Below are 18,122 nucleotides of genomic sequence, written 5' to 3'. Positions count from 1 at the left end.
AGATGGGATCGTCAGGCTGATAGTCATTATCGGCGGCACCGGCAACGAACGCCGGAGGAGCATCCGACGGAACCGGGGTACGTAGGCCGCCGTAAATCAAGCCCCATCTCGTCTAGGCCGCCATATCGTTGCAGCGTGCTGGCATCGTTGCAGCCACCGGATGCATGCGCGCATGCGTTCCCGACGTCTCCCGGCACGTTCAGCTTTACGTTCGCAGCGGTCATTGCGCCACGCATCGAGAACACCATGGCATCGTTTCCCACTACAGAAGGTGCCATAGCGCTTACTCCAGTTCCGCTCAGGATTTTGCAAGCGGGCAGCCCGCTGCAATCTCCCGCATGGTCATCGCAACGCCGTCCTTGGGCGGCGCAACCGCAACGCTGTCTGCCGGCAACGACTCGCCCCATTCGCGCAGCGCCTCGAACACACCGCGCAGCCCCTCGCCCAGCGGCGTGAGCGTATACACCACACGGGGCGGCGTCTGCGCATACGCGGTCCGCACAACCAGCCCGGAGGCTTCGAACTGCCTCAGGCGACTGGTCAACGTATGCGCGCTGATGCCCTGCAATGCCTGCCTGAGTTCAGTGAAACGGCGCGGACCCACAAGCAGCTCGCGCACAATCAGCGACGCCCATGGTCCCTCCAACAATTGAAAAAAACGGGCCACCCCACAGCACGAAGCGTTCGATGTTTCCATTGGCTATCTGATTCTGCGATTGAACGGCGCTACGGCCGCGTTGCACGCCGTGGTGCCGGCGTACGCGATCTCACGGGCGCCCACTAGCGCATATGCTGCCCATGTGAATCCGCATCAGGTGCAGACGCGCCCATTGGACGAACCGCAAAGTGCACATCTATGCGCGGCGCATGCTCAAACACCAGCGTGGCCACGACAGGCTTGCCCTCTTCAAAGGGCGCGTGCGGCGCAATGAACATCAAATGCATGCCGCCCGGGCCGAGCACCACCTGCTCACCCGGCGGCAAGACCAATCCCTGCTCCAGATGGCGCATCTTCATCACGCCGGCATCCATGCGCATGTCGTGGATCTCCACCTGCGCACTGGCCGGCGACTCCACCGCCACCAGGCGATCGGGCGTTGCCGACTGATTACGCAGCGTGAGGTAGCCGCCCGCCACCGGCGCACCCGGCGGCGTTGCGCGCGACCACGCATCGCTCGCCACCACCGCAGCGGCTGCAGCGGGCGCTTCGGTCGCAGTGGGCGTCACGGCGGCAGGCGCCGGGTTGGATTCGGGCGCCGGCGCGCGCTCGCACGCCACCAGCGTCAAGGCAGACAACGTAGCCATCATCAGCACATGCAGTTTCATGTCTTTCTCCTTGGGTCGACCGACGCGTGCGCCGCAGCGTCTCGCTTATCGTCATCGACGTTGATGTTCGGGAAGCCGGCAGACCGCCGTTACTTGAGTGCGAGCACTTGCCGGATATCGTGCACAACCGAGTCCACGCTCTGCTCGTGCGCAAGGCCCACGCGCAGCTGTCCTTCGCGATCGAAGAGAAAACTGCGCGTGGAGTGGTCGATGGTATAGGTCGGCCCCATCGGCACCTTCGCGTAGCTCACTTTCAGATTGCCCGCCGCTACCCGGATATCGCCCTCGCTACCGGTCAGGCCGATGAAGTCCGGATCGAATGCTTTCACGTAGGTCCTGAGCACATTCGGCTTATCCCGTTGCGGGTCCAGCGTGGCAAACGCGAACTGCACCTGCGCGGCATCCGCACCCAGCTTGCGCTTGACCTGCGCCGCACGTGCCAGCGTGGTCGGGCACACGTCCGGGCAATGAGTAAAGCCGAAGAACAGCACCAGCGCCTTGCCACGGAAACTGCGTAACGGCCGCGGCGCGCCCTCGGTGTCGTAGAGATAAAAATCCATGCCGCGCGCCATCGGGCTAAGGTCCGCGCCATTGGGAGCGAACCCGTCACTCCCTTTCCCACACCCGGCCAACATGCCGAGCAGGCACATCAGCATCAGCTGCACTAGCCGTCGCTTCCATCTACATCGCATCGTTCGCATCGTGATTTTCATCCATCCATTGCGAGCGGCCTGCTGCCTGCCGCTCTGGCGTACGCCATGTCGTGCCGATCGCGCGGTCATCGCCAAGCTTGCCGCGCGCATCAACGCCGCGCCTTGCATCGAGGACCGTGCAGCTGCTGGCCCACCGCCCGGTCGCATCGTTGCGGATGCGATGCGGCATCGATCGGTGCCGTTCGAGGCGGGAGTTGCGGTTCGTCTGCAGTCAGCCGGCGCATCTGCGCAGGGGTGATCAGCGCCAGCGTTGGCAACAGTGTCACAAGCGCAAGGCACGGCGTCGCCGCCGCTTGGGGCGGCAAAACAAAATACGTCATCTATCTGCTCCAAAACATCCAGAAGCACACCCGTTCGCGGGTGCAGCTCAACAACCGACGTTTCAGGCAACCAGTGGCGGCCCGCGTGGTGCATGCGCCCACCAGCGCGCGGCCATAGGGCCAGTAACGGCACGACGCGCGACCGCGAGTCGGTCCCGAATCGGTGCAAGCACCAGGCACGCCATCAGCAACAACGGCAGCAGGCGCGTGGCAAGCAGGCAGTACTCGCAGCCCACTGCATCGCCGCCACCGGCGTTGTGCAGCCTGTGTTCGGCACTCAGCTCCTGGTGAGCTGCACCAACCTGCGCGTCTGCCAACCGCTGCATGGCGTGAACACTACTGCCATCGGTCTCTGGCGCGTCGCCAAGCTGCCAGGGCTGGCTGTGGCAAAGAGGCGCGTCCAGGAAGCGCGATGTGTCTACGAGCGTGCGGCTCACCAAGGGCGCGCATAGCAACAGCAGCACCGCCAAACAGGCCAGGCGCTGCATCAGGCTGAACAGGGGCGAGGGAAGTAGGCGCACCGGCAAAGTGTAATGAAAAAACCGCAGGCCACCTGCGACCCTTCGTCGCAGCCCGACGCCTGGGTTCGCACCACGCGCGTTGCATGCACTGCGCGCCGCGCCCGGTTGAGGCACTACCGGCGCAGCGCGCTCGCGGCGCACACATCGCAACGCGCGCCCTACTCTTTCATCAGGCCTGCAGATACTCCTGCGTGGAGAGCACCGCCGCATAGCCGAACTTAAACGCTGCCATCAGCGCCGCATGCACGTGCGCCGCAGGCACGCTGGTGCCAGCAAACTGCAGATCCATCGTGGCGCAGGCATCGTGCAGCACCGTCACCGTATAGCCCATGTCCCCAGCAGCGCGCACGCAGGCATCCACACACATGTGGCTCATCGCACCGACGATCGTCACCTGCGTTATGCCGTGCTGCTGCAGCTGCTGCTGAAGCGATGTGTCACGGAAGGCGTTGACATGCTGCTTGACGATGACCACCTCGCCGTCCTGCGGCATGAGCGCATCGCGGATCCGCGCGCCGTGCGAGCCGGCTACAAAAAACGGCGCATCCGCACCCGCCTCATGGCGCACATGAAACACCGGAACACCCGTGCGGCGCGCATCGGTAATCACCGCCAGCGCGTTTTCTGCGGCCGGTTCGATGCCGGTCAATGGCAGTTTCCCGCCAGGAAAATAATCGTTCTGCAGGTCGATGACGATGACGGCCTTGGTCATGGTGTTCTCGCGTGGGATGTCATCGGAGAGCATGCGCCGGCGCGCTCATCGCGACGAGTGGCACCACCGACATCACCGGGCCGGGAGCGACATCTCATCGCTGCCGCGGGTATCCGCCGCGCGTACCCGGCCGCAAAAGGTGGTCAACGGCTCAAGGCAGTCAGCCACCAAGCGCACCTGCAAACCGCTGCCGGTAGTCGCTGGGCGATAGCCCGAGAATGCGCTTGAACACCTTGCGAAACGCCGCCGCGTCCTGATAGCCGACCTCCCACGCAATCGCGTCGATGGTCATTGCATGCGCTTCCAGCAGCGCGCGCGCGCGGCCGATCCGCAGCCGCTGGCCATAGTCCGTGCTGGTCATGCCGGTCGCCTTCTGGAACCGGCGCAGAAAGGTGCGCGCCTCCAGCCCGGCCTGTGCGGCCAGGCTGGTCAACGCCACATCTCGCGCACCGGTCTCCTGCAGCCAGTGCTGCACCCGCAGGATCGCCGCGTCGCCATGCGTCAGGCGCGGCGAAAACACGCTGTAGTAGCGCTGCTGTCGGCCCGGCGGGTCGACCAGCAGCACCCGCGCGGTTTCCAGCATGACTGCCGGCCCCAACAGGCGATCCACCAGCCGCAGCCCAAGATCCGTCCACGACATCACACCACCGGCGGTAATGACATCGCCCTCGTCGATGAGCAGTTCGTCCGGGTCCACCTGGACCGCCGGAAAGCGCTGCTGCAATGCTTCCGCATGCAGCCAGTGCGTGGTCATGCGGCGTCCGTCCAGCACGCCGGTGCCGGCCAACAGAAACGCACCCGCGCACACCGAGCACAACACCGCGCCCTGGGCATGTTGCGCGCGCAGCCAGTCGATCAGGCAGGCATTGCGCGCCGCATCTGGCGCATCGCCCAGGCTTGGCGGCAGGATCAACGCGCACAGGCGCGTGTCGGCGTGCATGTCGTTCCCGGACACACGCAACGGTGCTGCGGCGGGCGCCGGCTGCTGCCAATGCGTGACCCGGATCGTCGCGCCCGCCCCGTTCGCTCCCGAGAACCGGTTGGCCACCGCAAACAGATCGGTCAGGCCAAGCACGGCCGCCTGCTGCGCATCCGCATACAGCACCACGCCGACCTCGATGGTTTGCCTGGATGCCATCTCGTTCTCCATGCCGACTTGCATTCAGCAACGCGCCATTAGTGCAGTTGAAGTAACCGAAGCACGTCGCCCATGCTCCGGCTCCACAGCTTGCCCACATCACAGGAGTATGCCAATGACCTACATCATCCATGGTGCCACCGGCGCACAAGGCGCGCCGCTACTCAATGCGCTGTCGCAGGCCGGCAAGCATGCCGTGGCCGCGGTACGCAACACCGATGCGGTCTCCGGGGCGTCGGTACAGGTCGATCATCTTTCCGTCCGATCGCTGACCGATGCCTATCGCGGTGCGGATGGCGTCTTCGTCCACCTGCCTCAGGCACCCGAGGACGTGCGCGTTGCCTACGCAAACAACATCGTCCAGGCCATCGACACCGCGAAGCCGGCGCGCGTATTGATTTCTACCAGCGGCAGCATCGTCGATGCACCGGGCAGCGCGCTGCAGGCAGCACCCGACTCGGCCATCGCCATTCTGATCGACGGCGTGCAACGCAGCAGCGTGTCGAGCGCTGTCATCGCCCCGCGCCTGTATCTGGAAAACCTGCTGCTGCCCATGGTCATTGGCGGCGTGCATGGCGACGGCGTCCTCGGTTATCCGATACGCGAAGAGTTCCCGGTGTCCTGGAGCTCGCATCTGGACGTCGCCGATGTCGCCGCGCAGCTATTCGACCGTCCTGGCGTGACCGGCGTGGTCGGCGTCGGCCAATTACCTGGCCTGCTCGGCGCAGACCTCGCTGCCGCACTGGCCCATCATCTGAAGCGCGATGTCTGCTTCCAGAGCGTATTGCCAGCGGATTTCGGTAAGCACCTGGAGCCGCTGCTCGGCCCCGCGGCAACGGCGGTGGCCGGTTTCTACCAAGCGTTGTGGCAGACGCCTGCCAACACCATCGACTCAGCGACCAGTGCACAGCACCTGCTTGGCATCACACCGCGCAGTGTCGACCAGTGGTTGAAAGATCTTGCTATCCAGTGATTGATTGCAGGCATCGCAGGGTGCGTGGCGTGGCTAAATCGACCACGCTACGCACTGCATTGATGGGACATTAAGTCGAAGAACAATGTCCGAATGACCTCAGGCGTCGGTACCTGTGAATCTTCCGCAGGTCGATACGGGGAATGGGAGAGGCGCATACTGCGGAGCCCTGGACTTCCAACCCAGGCACGCAGGATCAAAGATCATTCGTGGTACCTACCGGGATCGACTATCTCGCTGCGCTTGCTCGTTATGGGAGCAGCGCGCTTTCCTGACGGAGTGTTGGGCAGAACCATTGATATCAAGGTGATAAAGAAGACCTCGCGGGCAATCTTTTCGCGAACGTAGTCGTAATGACATCCGGGAACGTCGCCTTGGAGAACTTGCTGACAATCTCCCGCAAGAGCATCCGAAAAGAAAAAAAACGATCAGCAGAATCTCACTATGCCGCTACATCAGTTTCTTAGCGCTTCAGATGTACTGCCTGGAGGCGCACCCGGCGCGAAAAAATGCCGTTAGCCGATGCCTGTACCCAATGCGGGCTCACGCCATCTGCTTGCGAATGGGCAGGAGTTTCCTCTCGGAACTCCGCAGACTATCCAGGTAATCAGCCCACGCTTGCATCATTTTCATGCGCTCTGGCAAGTGCGCGGTGCGATTGTAGGCACGTCCCAGCGGATCGCGCACGGCATGCGCAAGTTGGTGCTCGATATAGTCAGGGCGAAAGCCCAGAACTTCATCCAGTACGGTGCGCGCCATCGCACGAAAACCGTGACCGACGATAGTCGCGCCATCGAATCCTAGATTACGCAAAGCGGCGTTGATTGTGTTCTCGCTCATCGGCCGGTCTGAACTGCGGACGCCAGGGAAAACATAGTCGCTACGCTTGGTAAGCGGTTGTAGATCCCGCAGCACGCTCACGGCCTGAATGGACAGTGGAACGATATGCGGCGTCTTGGTCTTACTGGTGACGTAACGCCACTCGGCGCCATCCAGGTCGATATCGGTCCACTTGGCATGCCGCAGCTCACCCGGACGCACAAATAGCATGGGAGCAAGCTTGAGAGCTGCCTGCGTCACTGCGGCACCTTGATAAGCCCAGAGTGCGCGCAGCAGATCGCCAATCTGATTGGGGTCAGTGAGACTGGCGAAGTGCCTTGTCTGGGGTTGCTCCAGCGCGCCTGTCAGGTTGTCGGCCGGATTACTTTCGGAGCGGCCCGTGGCAATGGCGTAGCGGAACACTCGTCCGGCATGTGCACGGGCCCGATGAGCAGTTTCGATGATGCCCCGCTGCTCCAGCTTCCGTAGGGCAGCCAGCAGGATTGGAGCGCTCACATTGGTTATGGGCATGTCGGCAATGGACGCCAAATCTTTCTCGATCAGCCGGCGCTCGCGCTTCACCGATCCGGGACTAAGGCCTTCCCTGGCGCGCTTGTTCAATAGCTCCAGTCCGATGGCGCCAAATGTGGTGTTAATGCGTCCGGTCTGGACAGCTCTCTCGACGCGTGCGATGTGGGCCGGATTGGCTCCACCCTTCAGTAGCGCGCGCAGCTTGTCGCGCTCCACGCGTGCCTGCATCAATGACATGGCCGGGTATTCGTCGATGGTCACAATGCTTGGCTTGCCGGCATAACGATAGCGGTAGCGCCAAGCTTTCGAGCCAGTGGGACGGACCTCTATGCAGAGGCCATTCGAGTCAGCCACCCGAAAGGCTGCCACTTTAGGTTTCAACGCGCGAAGCTTGGCATCAGTGAGCATGTGAGTCAGACAGCTGTGAGTCGGAGCCGCCCATTGCCGCTCCACGACTCACAGCCTGACTCACTTTATTGCCGGACGCAACTGGACGTCGCTGAACTTCGGAGGACGCAGGCCAGCTAATTTATCTTGATTTTTGCGGATTCTCGGACTGAGCCGGACGTCCCCGGACTGCGTTTTGGTGGGCCCACCAGGATTCGAACCTGGAACCAAAGGATTATGAGTCCTCTGCTCTAACCGTTGAGCTATAGGCCCTGCTGCACAGCGCTCGCTGGTGCCGCATGCAATGCGTCGGGCCCACAGGAGTGGGGCAAGTTTACCTGTCTGCCAACAAGCTTGTCTGCTGGATGCCCGCTGCTAACTGCTTACTTGCTGCATCCTGCGTCCGCTTCCGAGAGACCTACCTAACCGCGCTGCACACGCCCCTGGAGATAGCCGGGCCGTTCAAGCTTTATGTGCTGGTCGCTCGGCACACAGTCGATCGGCATACATCAGCTGGCGGGAAAACCATCACGCATCCGCGGTCTGCTGCTGCCTGTCGATCAGCTGGCGACCTTCGCGGAAGCCTTGCGCGATGGCATCCTGGTAGGTGTCCCAGGTCTGAGTCCGGTCGTTGATACGGGGCAGGCGCGTGCTGCCTCCGTCGGCGTAGACGTCCACCCAGAGTGTCCACTTGGCCGTTGGCGTGGCCTGTTCGGCACGTACGCGGATCTCGTGATCGCGGTACGTGGTGGTTTCGTAGCGGCTTTGTCTACTCATCGGATGGCCTCGTTTCCTTTCGTGGACCAACTTAGAAGCGCCGGCTGGAATATCACGTGAGATTGAAAGAAACATCCACTTAATAGTGCGTTGCCGTGCGGCTTCGTCGCCAAGGTGTGAAGCCGATCTCCTCCATCCAGCACAGCCTGCAGCGGCGTCGCCGGGCCGGCGCCTGAAACGCAACAGCCCCGCGTGTGCGGGGCTGTTGTGGGACCACCGTAAGGATGCGACTGACAGGGTCAGTCGATATCCAGGAACGAGCGCAGCTGTTCCGAGCGGCTGGGGTGACGCAGCTTGCGCAACGCCTTGGCCTCTATCTGACGAATCCGCTCGCGGGTGACGTCGAACTGCTTACCGACCTCTTCCAGCGTGTGATCGGTATTCATGTCGATACCGAAGCGCATCCGCAGCACCTTGGCCTCGCGCGGGGTGAGGCCCGCCAACACGTCGCGCACCGTCTCGGAGAGATTGATGTTGGTGGTGTTGTCGATCGGGGACTCCACATTGGTGTCCTCGATGAAGTCGCCCAGATGCGAATCCTCGTCGTCGCCGATCGGGGTTTCCATCGAGATCGGCTCCTTGGCGATTTTCATCACCTTGCGGATCTTGTCCTCGGGCATGTCCATTTCCTTGGCCAGTTCTTCCGGCGTGGCCTCGCGGCCGAACTGCTGGAGCATCTGGCGGGAAATGCGGTTCAACTTGTTGATCGTTTCGATCATGTGCACCGGAATACGGATGGTGCGCGCCTGGTCTGCGATCGAACGGGTGATGGCCTGGCGGATCCACCAGGTTGCATACGTGGAGAACTTGTAACCACGACGGTATTCGAACTTGTCCACGGCCTTCATCAGGCCGATGTTGCCTTCCTGGATCAGGTCCAGGAACTGCAGGCCGCGGTTGGTGTACTTCTTGGCGATGGAGATCACCAGGCGCAGGTTGGCCTCGACCATTTCCTTCTTGGCCTTGCGTGCCTTGGCTTCGCCGTAGGCCATCGCACGGCTGATTTCCTTGATCTCGGCCAGGGTCAGGTAGTTGGCCTTCTCCATCTCGATCGAGCCCTGCTGCTCGGAGACGATCTGGTCCTTGACGTCGCGCAGCGCCGACGACCACTTCTGCTTGCGCTTGAGTGCGTCTTCCACCCATTCCAGGTTGGTCTGGTTGCCTTCCCAGGAGCGGATGAAGTCCTTGCGCGGCATGCGTGCCACGGTGGTGGCCAGGTGCAGCACCTTGCGCTCGTGATCCTTGATGCCGTTGACCACGCCACGCAGCTGGGTGACCAGTGCGTCGGTCAGCGGCAGCGGCAGCTTGAGCGTGGTGAAGATGGCGGCCATGTCTTCGCGCGCCTTGACCACCAGCTTGTGCTCGGCGCCGTTCTTGGCATAGATCTTCTTGAACTTGGCGTATTCGTTGGCCAGGTTCTCCATGCGCGTGGCGACTTCGACCGGGTCCGGACCGGTCGGGCCGGCCTCTTCTTCGGCCGCGTCGTCGTCGCCGTCTTCGTCGTCGTCTTCATCGACGGCGTCTTCGTCCACCGCGACCGGGCCGGCGGCGGCCAGTGCAGCGGCGGCAGCGTCGGCTTCTTCGATCAGGTCGTTGAAGCCGACCACGATCTCGGCCAGACGCTTCTTGCCTTCCTTGTGCGCTTCGTAATCGGCCAGCAGCATTTCGGTCGACAGCGGGAACACGCCCAGTGCTGCCTGGACCTGGCTCAGGCCTTCTTCGATACGCTTGGCGATGGCGATTTCGCCTTCGCGGGTCAGCAGCTCGACGGTACCCATTTCGCGCATGTACATGCGCACCGGGTCGGTGGTGCGACCACCTTCGGTGTCGAGCGCGGTCAGCGCGGCGGCGGCTTCTTCGGCGGCGGTGTCGTCAACCTCGCGGTTGCCGGTGTTGCCATCGTTGAGCAGCAGGGTTTCGGCATCGGGTGCAACTTCATGGACATCGATGCCCATGCCGTTGATCATGCTGATGATGTCTTCGATCTGCTCCGGGTCGACGAGGTCGTCGGGCAGATGGTCATTGACTTCGGCGTAGGTCAGATAGCCCTGTTCCAGGCCCTTGCTGATCAGTAGCTTGATGTCGGATTGCTGGGCAGGACGTTCGTTGGCCATGAGTGCTCGCGCCACCGGCTTTGAGATTGGAAAGAGAACCTAGCATTATACCAGCGTGAAGCCCGGTCTGCCGGATTCAAGACGGGACCGCTGGTGGACGTGTTGTATCTAGGGTCTGAGAAGGAAGGTCACCGGGCCGTCGTTGACCAGGTCGACAACCATATGGGCCCCGAAGCGCCCGGTTTCCACCCCGCCGCGATGTTTTTCGCGGCAGATCGCCACCAATTGATTGAACGCCCGTTCAGCCTCCTGCGGCGGCGCGGCCGTGCTGAAGCCCGGCCGGTTGCCGGAGCTGGTGTCCGCAGCCAGGGTGAACTGGCTGACCAGCAGCAGGCCGCCGCCGGTGTCCGTGAGTGAGCGGTTCATTTTGCCGGCGTCGTCGCCAAATACCCGGTAGCCGAGCAGGCGCTCGGCCAGGCGCCGGATCTGCGCATCGCTGTCGCCGGGCTCCACCCCGACCAGGGCCAGCAGGCCGGGGCCGATCTGCCCGACGCTCTGTCCGTCGACGGTGACCGAGGCCCGGGTAACGCGTTGGATCAAGGCAAGCATGGGCATCCCGGGCAGCAAACTGTGCCGCGCAGCATGCCCAGCGCTGCCCGCCGTGTCACCTGCGGGTCTTCACCGGCCGCGCTGTTTAGAATTGCGCGGATGACACCTGATCTTCGCGCTCGCCTGCTGTATGCCACCGCCGCCACCGTGGGCCGCCTGCCCTGGCCGCTGCTCAAACGCGTGGCCGATGCGCTGGCCTGGAGCTGGCGCAAGCTCAATGCACGCGAGGCGCGCGTGGCGTGGCGCAACCTGGAGCTGGCGTACCCGGAGTTGAGCGCGGCACAGCGCGCGCAGCTGCATGCACAGGTCCTGCAATCGACCGCACGCCAGACCCTGGAAGTGCTGCGCACCTGGACCCGCCCGCCGGCAGACAACCTGGCGCGTCTGCAGCGCAATGGCCAGGAGCTCTACGACGCAGCCCTGGCCTCCGGCCGCGGGGTGATCGTGGCCGCGCCACACTTCGGCAACTGGGAGCTGCTCAACCAGTGGCTGTCCGAACGCGGGCCGATCGCGATTGTCTACCGGCCGCCGGAGTCCGAGGCGGTGGACGGCTTCCTGCAGCTGGCACGCGGCGGCGACAACGTGCGCCAGGTGCGCGCCGAAGGCCCGGCCGTGCGGCAGTTGTTCAAGGTGCTCAAGGACGGCGGCGCGGTCGGCATCCTGCCCGACCAGCAGCCGAAGATGGGCGATGGCGTGTTTGCGCCGTTCTTCGGCATGCAGGCGCTGACCATGACCCTGGTCAACCGGTTGGCCGAACGCACCGGCGCCACGGTGCTGTACGGCTGGTGCGAGCGCGCCGGCGACGACCTGCAATTTGCGCTGCATGTGCAGCCGGCCGACCCGGCCGTGGCCGACCCGGACCCGGTGCGCGCCGCCAGCGCACTCAATGCCGGCATCGAACAGATCGCCCGGCGCGACCCGGCGCAATATCAATGGACCTACAAGCGCTACACGCTGCGCCCGCCGGGCAGTGGCGAAGCCAATCCCTACGCGACCGCGCGGCACCCGCACTAGGCCATTGATCGCCAGCGGCCACTCGCCTTGCGAGACGGGCGCCGGTGCTGCCTGCACACCCGTCCCCATCGGCGCCCGGGCCGTCCCGTCGGCGGGGCACAGCTACCGGGCGTGGATGACGGCGTTGTGCCAGATGCCGTGCAGCCACCGAAACGACGCTGCAATCGGGTCCGGCGCATCACGCGTCCTGCGGCCCCGCACGCGCAGGAGAACGCGCCACGACGCGCGCTCCCATCAACCGCTTACGGCAGGTTCGCGCGCAGAACGTGTCACGCCGCATCACCACCACGCTCAATCGTCGTGCGGGTCCGCTGGCGTGGACAGGATGCGCTGATAGAAGGCCAGATCCAGCCAGCGCCCGAACTTGAAGCCGGCCTCGCGCACGGTGCCGGCGTGGGTGAAGCCGAACTGTTCGTGCAAGGCGATGCTGGCCTGGTTACTGGCATCGATGCCGCCCACCAGCACGTGCACGCCGCGCTGCTCGGCCGCGGCGATCAGGGCCTGCAGCAGCGTGCGCCCCAGCCCCTTGCCGCGATGGTCCTGGTGCACGTAGATCGAGTGTTCGACGCTGTATTTGAACGCCGGCCAGGCGCGGAAGGTGCCGTAACTGGCAAACCCCATCAGGGTGCCGTCGTCGTCTTCCACGCCGATCACCGGAAACCCGCCGGCGCGCTTGGTGGCGAACCAGCCGACCATGCTCTCCGGTGGCCGTGGCCGGTAGTCGTACAGCGCGGTCGAATGGGCGATGGCCTCGTTGAAGATGTCCAGAATCGCACTGGCATGACGCGCTTCGCTGCAGTCGATAAGACGCATGGGATCTGCTGGGCTGAAAGATCGCCCGATTAGAAAGCATTGCCGGGCGCTGAACAACGCGGCCGGTGCGCAACCAACCGGTACCCGCGTGGTCACTCATGCGCGGCCGCTGGATGCAGCGTTCCAGCCGGCGGTGGCAACTGGCGGCGGCGAACCACGCGACAATGGCGCCATGCGTCCGGTCGCGGCGCGGCGGCGTCCGCCTTGAAGCGGCCGTGGCAATCCCCATCTGGAGTCGTGCATGAGCAGCCCCGTCCCCTCCCCCAGCGCACAGGCCTTCGGCGATCCGGCGGCGATCCGCTGCGAGCGCGCCGCATCCGAACTGCGCGCCGGCCGGCCGGTGCTGCTGACCGCCGCAGGCGGGCGGTCGCGTGCGGTGCTGGCGCTGGACAGCAGCACGGCGCAGTCGTACGCCGCCTTCGCACGCGCCGCGCACGGCCGCCACTATCTGTTTGTCACCCCGACCCGCGCCCAGGTGCTGGGGCTGACCGCGCCGCAGGGCGCACGGGTTGCGCTGGCCGACCAGAGCTACGACCAGCTGGCCGCGCTGGCCTATCTGCGCGACACCCCGGTACCAACACAGTGGACCGCCGGCGATGCGCTGGATGCCGGTGGCGCGGAGATCGCGCGGCTGGGTTTGCTGCTGCCGGCCATGCTGGCGGTGGAGCTGCGCGATGTGCACGACCATGCCGCCTTCGCCGGCTGCCAGTCGCTGGCCCTGGACGATCTGGGCAGCGGTTGCGCCACAGCGGCCGCCGCCGGCTTCGAACTGGTCACCCGCACCCCGGTGCCGCTGCGCGGCCTGGGCATGAGCGAATTTGTGGTGTTCCGCGGCGGCGTGGCGCAGCGCGACCAGGTGGCGATCGTGGTCGGCCAGCCGGATCTGACCGCCGCCGTACCGGTGCGCGTGCATTCCTCCTGTCTTACCGGTGACCTGTTCGGCTCGCTCAAGTGCGACTGCGGCGACCAGCTGCGGCACGGGCTGGCCAAGCTCAAGGACCTGGGCGGCGGTGTGCTGCTGTATCTGGACCAGGAAGGCCGCGGAACCGGCATTGCCGCCAAGATGCGCGCCTACGGCTATCAACACGCCGGGCTGGACACCATCGACGCCGACGCGCAGCTGGGCTTTGGCCCGGACGAGCGCCGCTACGGCAGCGCGGTGGCGATGTTGCGCGGCCTGGGCATCGGCCGGATCCGGCTGCTGACCAACAACCCGGCCAAGGCCGAGCGCCTGCGCGCAGCCGGCATCGCCGTGGAGGACCGCATTCCGGTCACCGGCGACATCACGCCGGAAAACGAACACTACCTGCGCACCAAGGCCACCCGTGCCGGCCATGCGCTGGATGTGGATGCGCTGATCCTGGCGGCGCAGTAGCGCGCCCGGCGCCGGGTGCGCCTGCACTCGGCGCCCGGCTATGCTTGCGAACCGCTTCTGCAGGCCCGCCTCGTGCACGACGTTCCACCACCGCACCCCGACATCCTGGTCCCCGCCGCGCCTGCCCAGCTTGCGGCCGCGGACCACGCGCAGTGGCAGCAACTACCGCGGCGTGGCGCTTATGTGGCGGCGGCCAACGGTGTGCTCGGCGGCGGATGTGCCGGTTTGATTGCCACCGGCGTTGCGCTCACCGCGCTGCATGCCTGGCGCTATTGGCCGGTGGTGCCGGGCGTGATGCTGGTGCTCGCGTTGCTGTGCGCGTGGCTGGCGGTCAAACGGCATCGGCTCACGCTGTGGAAACTCGACCAGCATGGTCTGGCGCTGCAACGTGGCCACCTGTGGCAAAGCGATACGCGGGTGCCGATCTCGCGCGTGCAGCACGTGGATCTGCGCCGCGGCCCGATCGAACGCGCTACCCGGCTAACCACGCTGGTGGTACACACTGCCGGCAGCCGGCTCAACGCCGTGGCGGTGTCCGGGCTGGATCAGGCCGATGCCGAACAGCTGCGCGACCGCCTGGCCCGCCAACTCGATCACCACGACGACGCGCTGTGAGCGCAGTGCAGCACTCCGGCGATGACGAGCAGCGCCTGCATCCGCTGTCGTGGGTGTTCGTGCTGCTGCAGCAGATCCGCCAGTTCCTGATCCCGCTGGTGGCACTGATCGTGTTCGGCAGCCGCGATGGCAGCCGCGACGTTGCCGACCACATCGCCACCGGTGTGGTGATGGCCGTGCTGGTGGCGATCTCGGTGCTGCGCTATTTCACCTATCGCTACCGCATCGGCGAAGACAGCGTGGCGATCCGCAGCGGGCTTCTGGAGCGCAGCCGGCGCGATATTCCGTTCGCGCGCATCCATAACGTGGTGGTGCATCAGTCGCTGCTGCATCGGCTGGCCGGGGTGGCCGAAGTGCGGCTGGAGTCGGCGGGCGGGCACAAGCCGGAAGCGGAAATGCGCGTGCTGCGGCTGGATCAGGCCCTGGCCCTGGAAGACCTGATCCGCCGCCGTGCGCAGCACCCGGACACTACGCAGGCGCAAATGCAGGCGCAGGACCGCAGCACCCTGCTACGTCTGCCGATGGCCGAAGTGATTCGCCTGGGCCTGATCTCCAACCGCGGCATGGTGGTGGTGGCCGCCAGTATCGGTGTGATCTACCAGATGATTCCGCGCCGCGTGGCCTCCACGTTCATCGAGACCAACGGCGAACTGGCCTACCGCTACGTCAGTCAGGTCCATCCGGGCGCAGCAGTCACCGCCACGCTGGTGGTGATCGCCATGCTGGCCGTGTTGCTGGCCATGCGCGCGCTCTCGGTGGCGCTGGCGATAACGCAATACCACGGCTTTCATCTCAGCGAATCGGAGCGGCGCCTGACCGTGGAGCGTGGTCTGCTGACGCGCATCCGCAGCAGCGTGGCATTACGGCGCATCCAGTCGTGGACGCTGTACGAAAGTCGTCTGCACCGGCTGTTCGGCCGCCGCCAGTTGCGTGTGGACACTGCGGTGTCCGGCACCGGCGACACCCACGACAGCGCGCTCAAGGAACTGGCACCCATCGCCCCACCGCAGCGCTGCGATGCCTTGCTGCAGCGCCTGTTGCCCGATATCGCCTGGCCGCCGCAGCAGTGGCAGGCCGTTGCCACCCATTGCTGGTGGCGCCTGAGCCTGCCCACGGTGCTGATGCTGGTGCCGCTGGTGGCCGCGCTGGCATGGCAGATCGGCAGCCAGGCCGCATGGTTGCTGCTCTGGCTGCCGTGGAGCGGGTTCAAGGCGTATCGCCAGGTGCAGCGCATGGGCTATGCCGTGGACACGCGCTATGTGGCGGTGCGTGGCGGCTGGTGGAAACGCTGGTGGCGGCTGGCCGAACTGGACAAGCTGCAGGCGCTGCAATTGCAGCGCTCGCCGCTGGACCGGCTGACCGGCACCGCCACGCTGTGGCTGGACACCGCCGGTGCCAGCGCCACCGGCCCGGCGTTGCGGCTGCGCTTTGTGCCACTGGCGCAGGCGCAACGGCTGCAGGGGCAACTGGCCGCCGCACTGGCGCGTCGCACGCTGCGCTGGTAGCGCAAGCGCCGGCTAACGGTGCTCAGCGCTGCGCCGGCCCCCAATAACCGAGTTCGCGCCGGATCTGCAGGCCGCGCCAGAGCGCACCCAATGGCCGGGGTCGCAACGTCCCGAGCTTGCCGGCGATGAAGTCGTCGGTGGCGGCAATCACCCGCTGCGACGATTGCCCGTCGCGATACGGATGAATCGCATCGGCATACGCGGCCAGCGCGCTGCGCAGTTCGGCATCCGGCGCCAGCGCGCGTGCCAGCTGTTGCGGCAGCTGCTCGGGCTGCTCGAAGTTCAGCATGTGCGGCTGCGGCACGCGGTTGCGGAAGGTCACCACCGGTTTGTGCTGCACCACGAACTCGGACACGATCGACGAGGTATCGGACACCAGCACATCGGCCGCACGCTGCGCGGCAATCACCTCTTCGGGCTCGACGAACCGCGCGTTGGCACCGGCCAGCGCGCGATAGCGGTCGAACAGCTCCGGCGCGCATTTGGGATGCAGGGTGAGCAGCCAGTAGTGCGCACCGCGCGCGATGTCGGCGGCGATCTCCTCGTAGAGCACCGGTGCTGCGCTGAGGCGCTCGGTGAAGGTGGAACCGAACAGCAGCACCGGGCGGCCATTGGCCGGCGCACGCAGCGCAGCGCTGTACCCGCCATCGTCGCGGAACACCGGGTCGAGCTTGGGCCAGCCGGTTTCGGCCACGGCAAAATGCCCTTCGCGCTCGGCCAGTGCGCGAAACGGCCCGGTGGTGGCCGGGCCTTGCGTGCAATACAGATCGAACAGCCCGCGCACACGGAAGTGGCCGCGGTTGTCTTCGCGTTTCTGCACGTTGAAGCCATGGAACAGCTGCACCTTGGCACCGGCGATGAATGGCGGCACCCAGTTGGCCGCGCTGAACACCGCGCGCGGGCGCAAGGCCAGCGCATCGCGCAGGCCGACCTCGCGCACCCCCGGCAGCACCAGCCCGCGGGCACCACCTTCGTACCAGGCCGCCACGGTGTCGCCGCGGGCCTGTAATGCCTGCGCCAATGGCGCCAGAATAGGCAACGCGTAACGCTCCGTTGCGAACAGCAGGTAATCGGCCATCACATGTCCTCTTCGACCGCACCCGACGAACGGCCTCGCATCAGCGCCTGCATTATCGCGTTCAACGAGGCCGATCGCCTACGCGACTGTCTGACCTCGCTGGCGTTCTGCGATGAGATCGTGGTGGTGGACTCCGGCTCCACCGATGCCACTGCGGCCATTGCCGGCGCGCACGGTGCGCGCGTGGTGCAACGCGCCTTCGATGGCTACCGCAGCCAGAAGGCGTATTGCGTGCAACAGGCCAGCCACGACTGGGTGCTGTGCCTGGATGCGGACGAGCGCATCAGCGAGCGCTTGCGCGCATCGATCATCGCCGCACGCGATGCCGGGTTTCCTGCTGCTGCCGGTTACCGCTTCGCGCGGCTGTCGGACTATTTCGGCCGCTTCCTGCGACATGGCAACGCGTATCCAGACCGGGTGCTGCGCCTGTTCGACCGACGCCGCGGCGGCTGGCGCGGCAAGCGCGAGATCCACGAGGCGGCCAGCGTGGATGGTGCAGTGATCACGTTGCCCGGCGACCTGATCCACTACCCGTATCGCTCCTTGATGCAGCAGTTGGCCAAGACCCAGCGCTACGCACAGATGATGGCCGAGCACGATTACGCGCGCGGCAAGCGCGCCACCTGGAGCAAGCTGGTGCTGGCGCCGGCGTGGCGCTTCTGGCGCGGCTATCTGCTGCGCGGCGGCTTCCGCGACGGCTGGCACGGGCTGATCTACGCCTATGTGCGCGCCAACTACGTGCGCCAGAAGACCATCATGCTGTGGCTGTTGCAGCACCAGCAGCCGGTGCAGGACCCGCCACGCGCAGCGGAACCGCGCGGCGACTGAGTGCGCGGGCGCTG

At 65.3% G+C, this 18,122-nt stretch carries 19 protein-coding genes and 1 tRNA gene; 6 read left to right on the top strand and 14 right to left on the bottom strand.

The features are described 5' to 3' along the window. Window positions 1-298: 298 nt before the first annotated feature. The 7 genes from XnspCFBP7698_RS19970 to XnspCFBP7698_RS19940 all read right to left on the bottom strand — a co-directional run bounded on the left by XnspCFBP7698_RS19970 (window position 299) and on the right by XnspCFBP7698_RS19940 (window position 4,730). The gene (locus XnspCFBP7698_RS19970) at window positions 299-697 is read right to left on the bottom strand and encodes a helix-turn-helix domain-containing protein (RefSeq protein ID WP_104581321.1); all 399 of its coding nucleotides are present in this window, start codon (window positions 695-697) and stop codon (window positions 299-301) included. A gap of 83 nt (window positions 698-780) precedes the next feature. Further along, a complete protein-coding gene (locus tag XnspCFBP7698_RS19965) occupies window positions 781-1,326 on the bottom strand; it encodes a copper chaperone PCu(A)C (RefSeq protein ID WP_104581320.1) in 546 nt (181 codons plus the stop codon). An 89-nt stretch (window positions 1,327-1,415) separates the two neighbouring features. Then, complete coding sequence (locus XnspCFBP7698_RS19960; RefSeq protein WP_233549034.1) at window positions 1,416-1,886, bottom strand: SCO family protein; 471 nt, start codon at window positions 1,884-1,886, stop codon at window positions 1,416-1,418. Between the two features lie 121 nt (window positions 1,887-2,007). After that, the gene (locus tag XnspCFBP7698_RS19955) at window positions 2,008-2,208 is read right to left on the bottom strand and encodes a hypothetical protein (RefSeq protein ID WP_104581319.1); all 201 of its coding nucleotides are present in this window, start codon (window positions 2,206-2,208) and stop codon (window positions 2,008-2,010) included. A gap of 213 nt (window positions 2,209-2,421) precedes the next feature. Next, window positions 2,422-2,847, bottom strand: coding sequence for a DUF2946 family protein (locus XnspCFBP7698_RS19950; RefSeq protein WP_104581318.1), 426 nt, complete (start codon window positions 2,845-2,847; stop codon window positions 2,422-2,424). Window positions 2,848-3,049: 202 nt separating this feature from the next. Continuing rightward, complete coding sequence (locus XnspCFBP7698_RS19945) at window positions 3,050-3,592, bottom strand: cysteine hydrolase family protein (protein ID WP_104581338.1); 543 nt, start codon at window positions 3,590-3,592, stop codon at window positions 3,050-3,052. A gap of 160 nt (window positions 3,593-3,752) precedes the next feature. Beyond that, window positions 3,753-4,730, bottom strand: a complete 978-nt coding sequence (locus XnspCFBP7698_RS19940; protein WP_233549032.1) for a GlxA family transcriptional regulator — start codon at window positions 4,728-4,730, stop codon at window positions 3,753-3,755. Between XnspCFBP7698_RS19940 and XnspCFBP7698_RS19935 the strand changes: the two genes are divergently transcribed. Continuing rightward, complete coding sequence (locus XnspCFBP7698_RS19935) at window positions 4,711-5,703, top strand: NAD(P)H-binding protein (protein WP_233549030.1); 993 nt, start codon at window positions 4,711-4,713, stop codon at window positions 5,701-5,703. The two genes, XnspCFBP7698_RS19940 and XnspCFBP7698_RS19935, sit on opposite strands and share 20 nt — an antisense overlap. A gap of 543 nt (window positions 5,704-6,246) precedes the next feature. On the opposite strand, the gene XnspCFBP7698_RS19930 is transcribed toward XnspCFBP7698_RS19935, so the two are convergent. The 5 genes from XnspCFBP7698_RS19930 to dtd all read right to left on the bottom strand — a co-directional run bounded on the left by XnspCFBP7698_RS19930 (window position 6,247) and on the right by dtd (window position 10,880). Beyond that, on the bottom strand, window positions 6,247-7,461 hold the full coding sequence (locus XnspCFBP7698_RS19930) for an integrase arm-type DNA-binding domain-containing protein (protein ID WP_104581316.1): 1,215 nt from the start codon (window positions 7,459-7,461) through the stop codon (window positions 6,247-6,249). Window positions 7,462-7,637: 176 nt separating this feature from the next. Beyond that, window positions 7,638-7,713 (bottom strand) — tRNA-Ile (locus XnspCFBP7698_RS19925). A 255-nt stretch (window positions 7,714-7,968) separates the two neighbouring features. Continuing rightward, window positions 7,969-8,292, bottom strand: coding sequence for a DUF6566 family protein (locus XnspCFBP7698_RS19920; protein ID WP_104581315.1), 324 nt, complete (start codon window positions 8,290-8,292; stop codon window positions 7,969-7,971). Between the two features lie 164 nt (window positions 8,293-8,456). Next, window positions 8,457-10,331, bottom strand: coding sequence for an RNA polymerase sigma factor RpoD (rpoD, locus tag XnspCFBP7698_RS19915; protein ID WP_039564462.1), 1,875 nt, complete (start codon window positions 10,329-10,331; stop codon window positions 8,457-8,459). Between the two features lie 108 nt (window positions 10,332-10,439). Continuing rightward, window positions 10,440-10,880 carry a D-aminoacyl-tRNA deacylase gene (gene dtd, locus XnspCFBP7698_RS19910; protein WP_047694681.1) on the bottom strand — a complete coding sequence of 147 codons (441 nt, stop codon included), beginning with the start codon at window positions 10,878-10,880 and terminating at the stop codon, window positions 10,440-10,442. A gap of 99 nt (window positions 10,881-10,979) precedes the next feature. Here dtd and XnspCFBP7698_RS19905 point away from each other — a divergent pair, with 99 nt between their 5' ends. Then, window positions 10,980-11,894 (top strand): lauroyl acyltransferase, encoded by a 915-nt coding sequence (locus tag XnspCFBP7698_RS19905; RefSeq protein WP_104581314.1) that lies wholly within the window; start codon window positions 10,980-10,982, stop codon window positions 11,892-11,894. A 291-nt stretch (window positions 11,895-12,185) separates the two neighbouring features. Here the strand turns inward: XnspCFBP7698_RS19905 and XnspCFBP7698_RS19900 are convergent, their stop codons facing one another. Beyond that, entirely contained in the window at window positions 12,186-12,707 is a 522-nt protein-coding gene (locus XnspCFBP7698_RS19900; protein ID WP_104581313.1) for a GNAT family N-acetyltransferase, read from the bottom strand. Window positions 12,708-12,948: 241 nt separating this feature from the next. On the opposite strand from XnspCFBP7698_RS19900, the gene ribA reads away from it, so the two are divergent. From ribA to XnspCFBP7698_RS19885, 3 genes are all read left to right on the top strand, one after another. Next, window positions 12,949-14,082, top strand: coding sequence for a GTP cyclohydrolase II RibA (gene ribA, locus XnspCFBP7698_RS19895; protein ID WP_047694675.1), 1,134 nt, complete (start codon window positions 12,949-12,951; stop codon window positions 14,080-14,082). 105 nt (window positions 14,083-14,187) lie between these two features. Beyond that, a complete protein-coding gene (locus tag XnspCFBP7698_RS19890) occupies window positions 14,188-14,697 on the top strand; it encodes a PH domain-containing protein (RefSeq protein ID WP_228890353.1) in 510 nt (169 codons plus the stop codon). Then, the gene (locus XnspCFBP7698_RS19885; RefSeq protein ID WP_104581311.1) at window positions 14,694-16,202 is read left to right on the top strand and encodes a PH domain-containing protein; all 1,509 of its coding nucleotides are present in this window, start codon (window positions 14,694-14,696) and stop codon (window positions 16,200-16,202) included. Before XnspCFBP7698_RS19890 ends, XnspCFBP7698_RS19885 begins: the two co-directional genes overlap by 4 nt. A gap of 22 nt (window positions 16,203-16,224) precedes the next feature. Here the strand turns inward: XnspCFBP7698_RS19885 and XnspCFBP7698_RS19880 are convergent, their stop codons facing one another. Continuing rightward, window positions 16,225-17,283 (bottom strand): CDP-glycerol glycerophosphotransferase family protein, encoded by a 1,059-nt coding sequence (locus tag XnspCFBP7698_RS19880; protein WP_104581310.1) that lies wholly within the window; start codon window positions 17,281-17,283, stop codon window positions 16,225-16,227. On the opposite strand from XnspCFBP7698_RS19880, the gene XnspCFBP7698_RS19875 reads away from it, so the two are divergent. After that, window positions 17,284-18,108 carry a glycosyltransferase family 2 protein gene (locus tag XnspCFBP7698_RS19875; protein ID WP_104581309.1) on the top strand — a complete coding sequence of 275 codons (825 nt, stop codon included), beginning with the start codon at window positions 17,284-17,286 and terminating at the stop codon, window positions 18,106-18,108. The last annotated feature ends 14 nt before the right edge of the window (window positions 18,109-18,122 follow it).

The organism is Xanthomonas sp. CFBP 7698 (assembly GCF_003600855.1).
Taxonomy (GTDB): Bacteria; Pseudomonadota; Gammaproteobacteria; order Xanthomonadales; family Xanthomonadaceae; genus Xanthomonas; species Xanthomonas cannabis.
The sequence above is the reverse complement of the archived record's forward strand: the minus strand, read 5'-3'. Positions and strand labels throughout refer to the sequence as shown.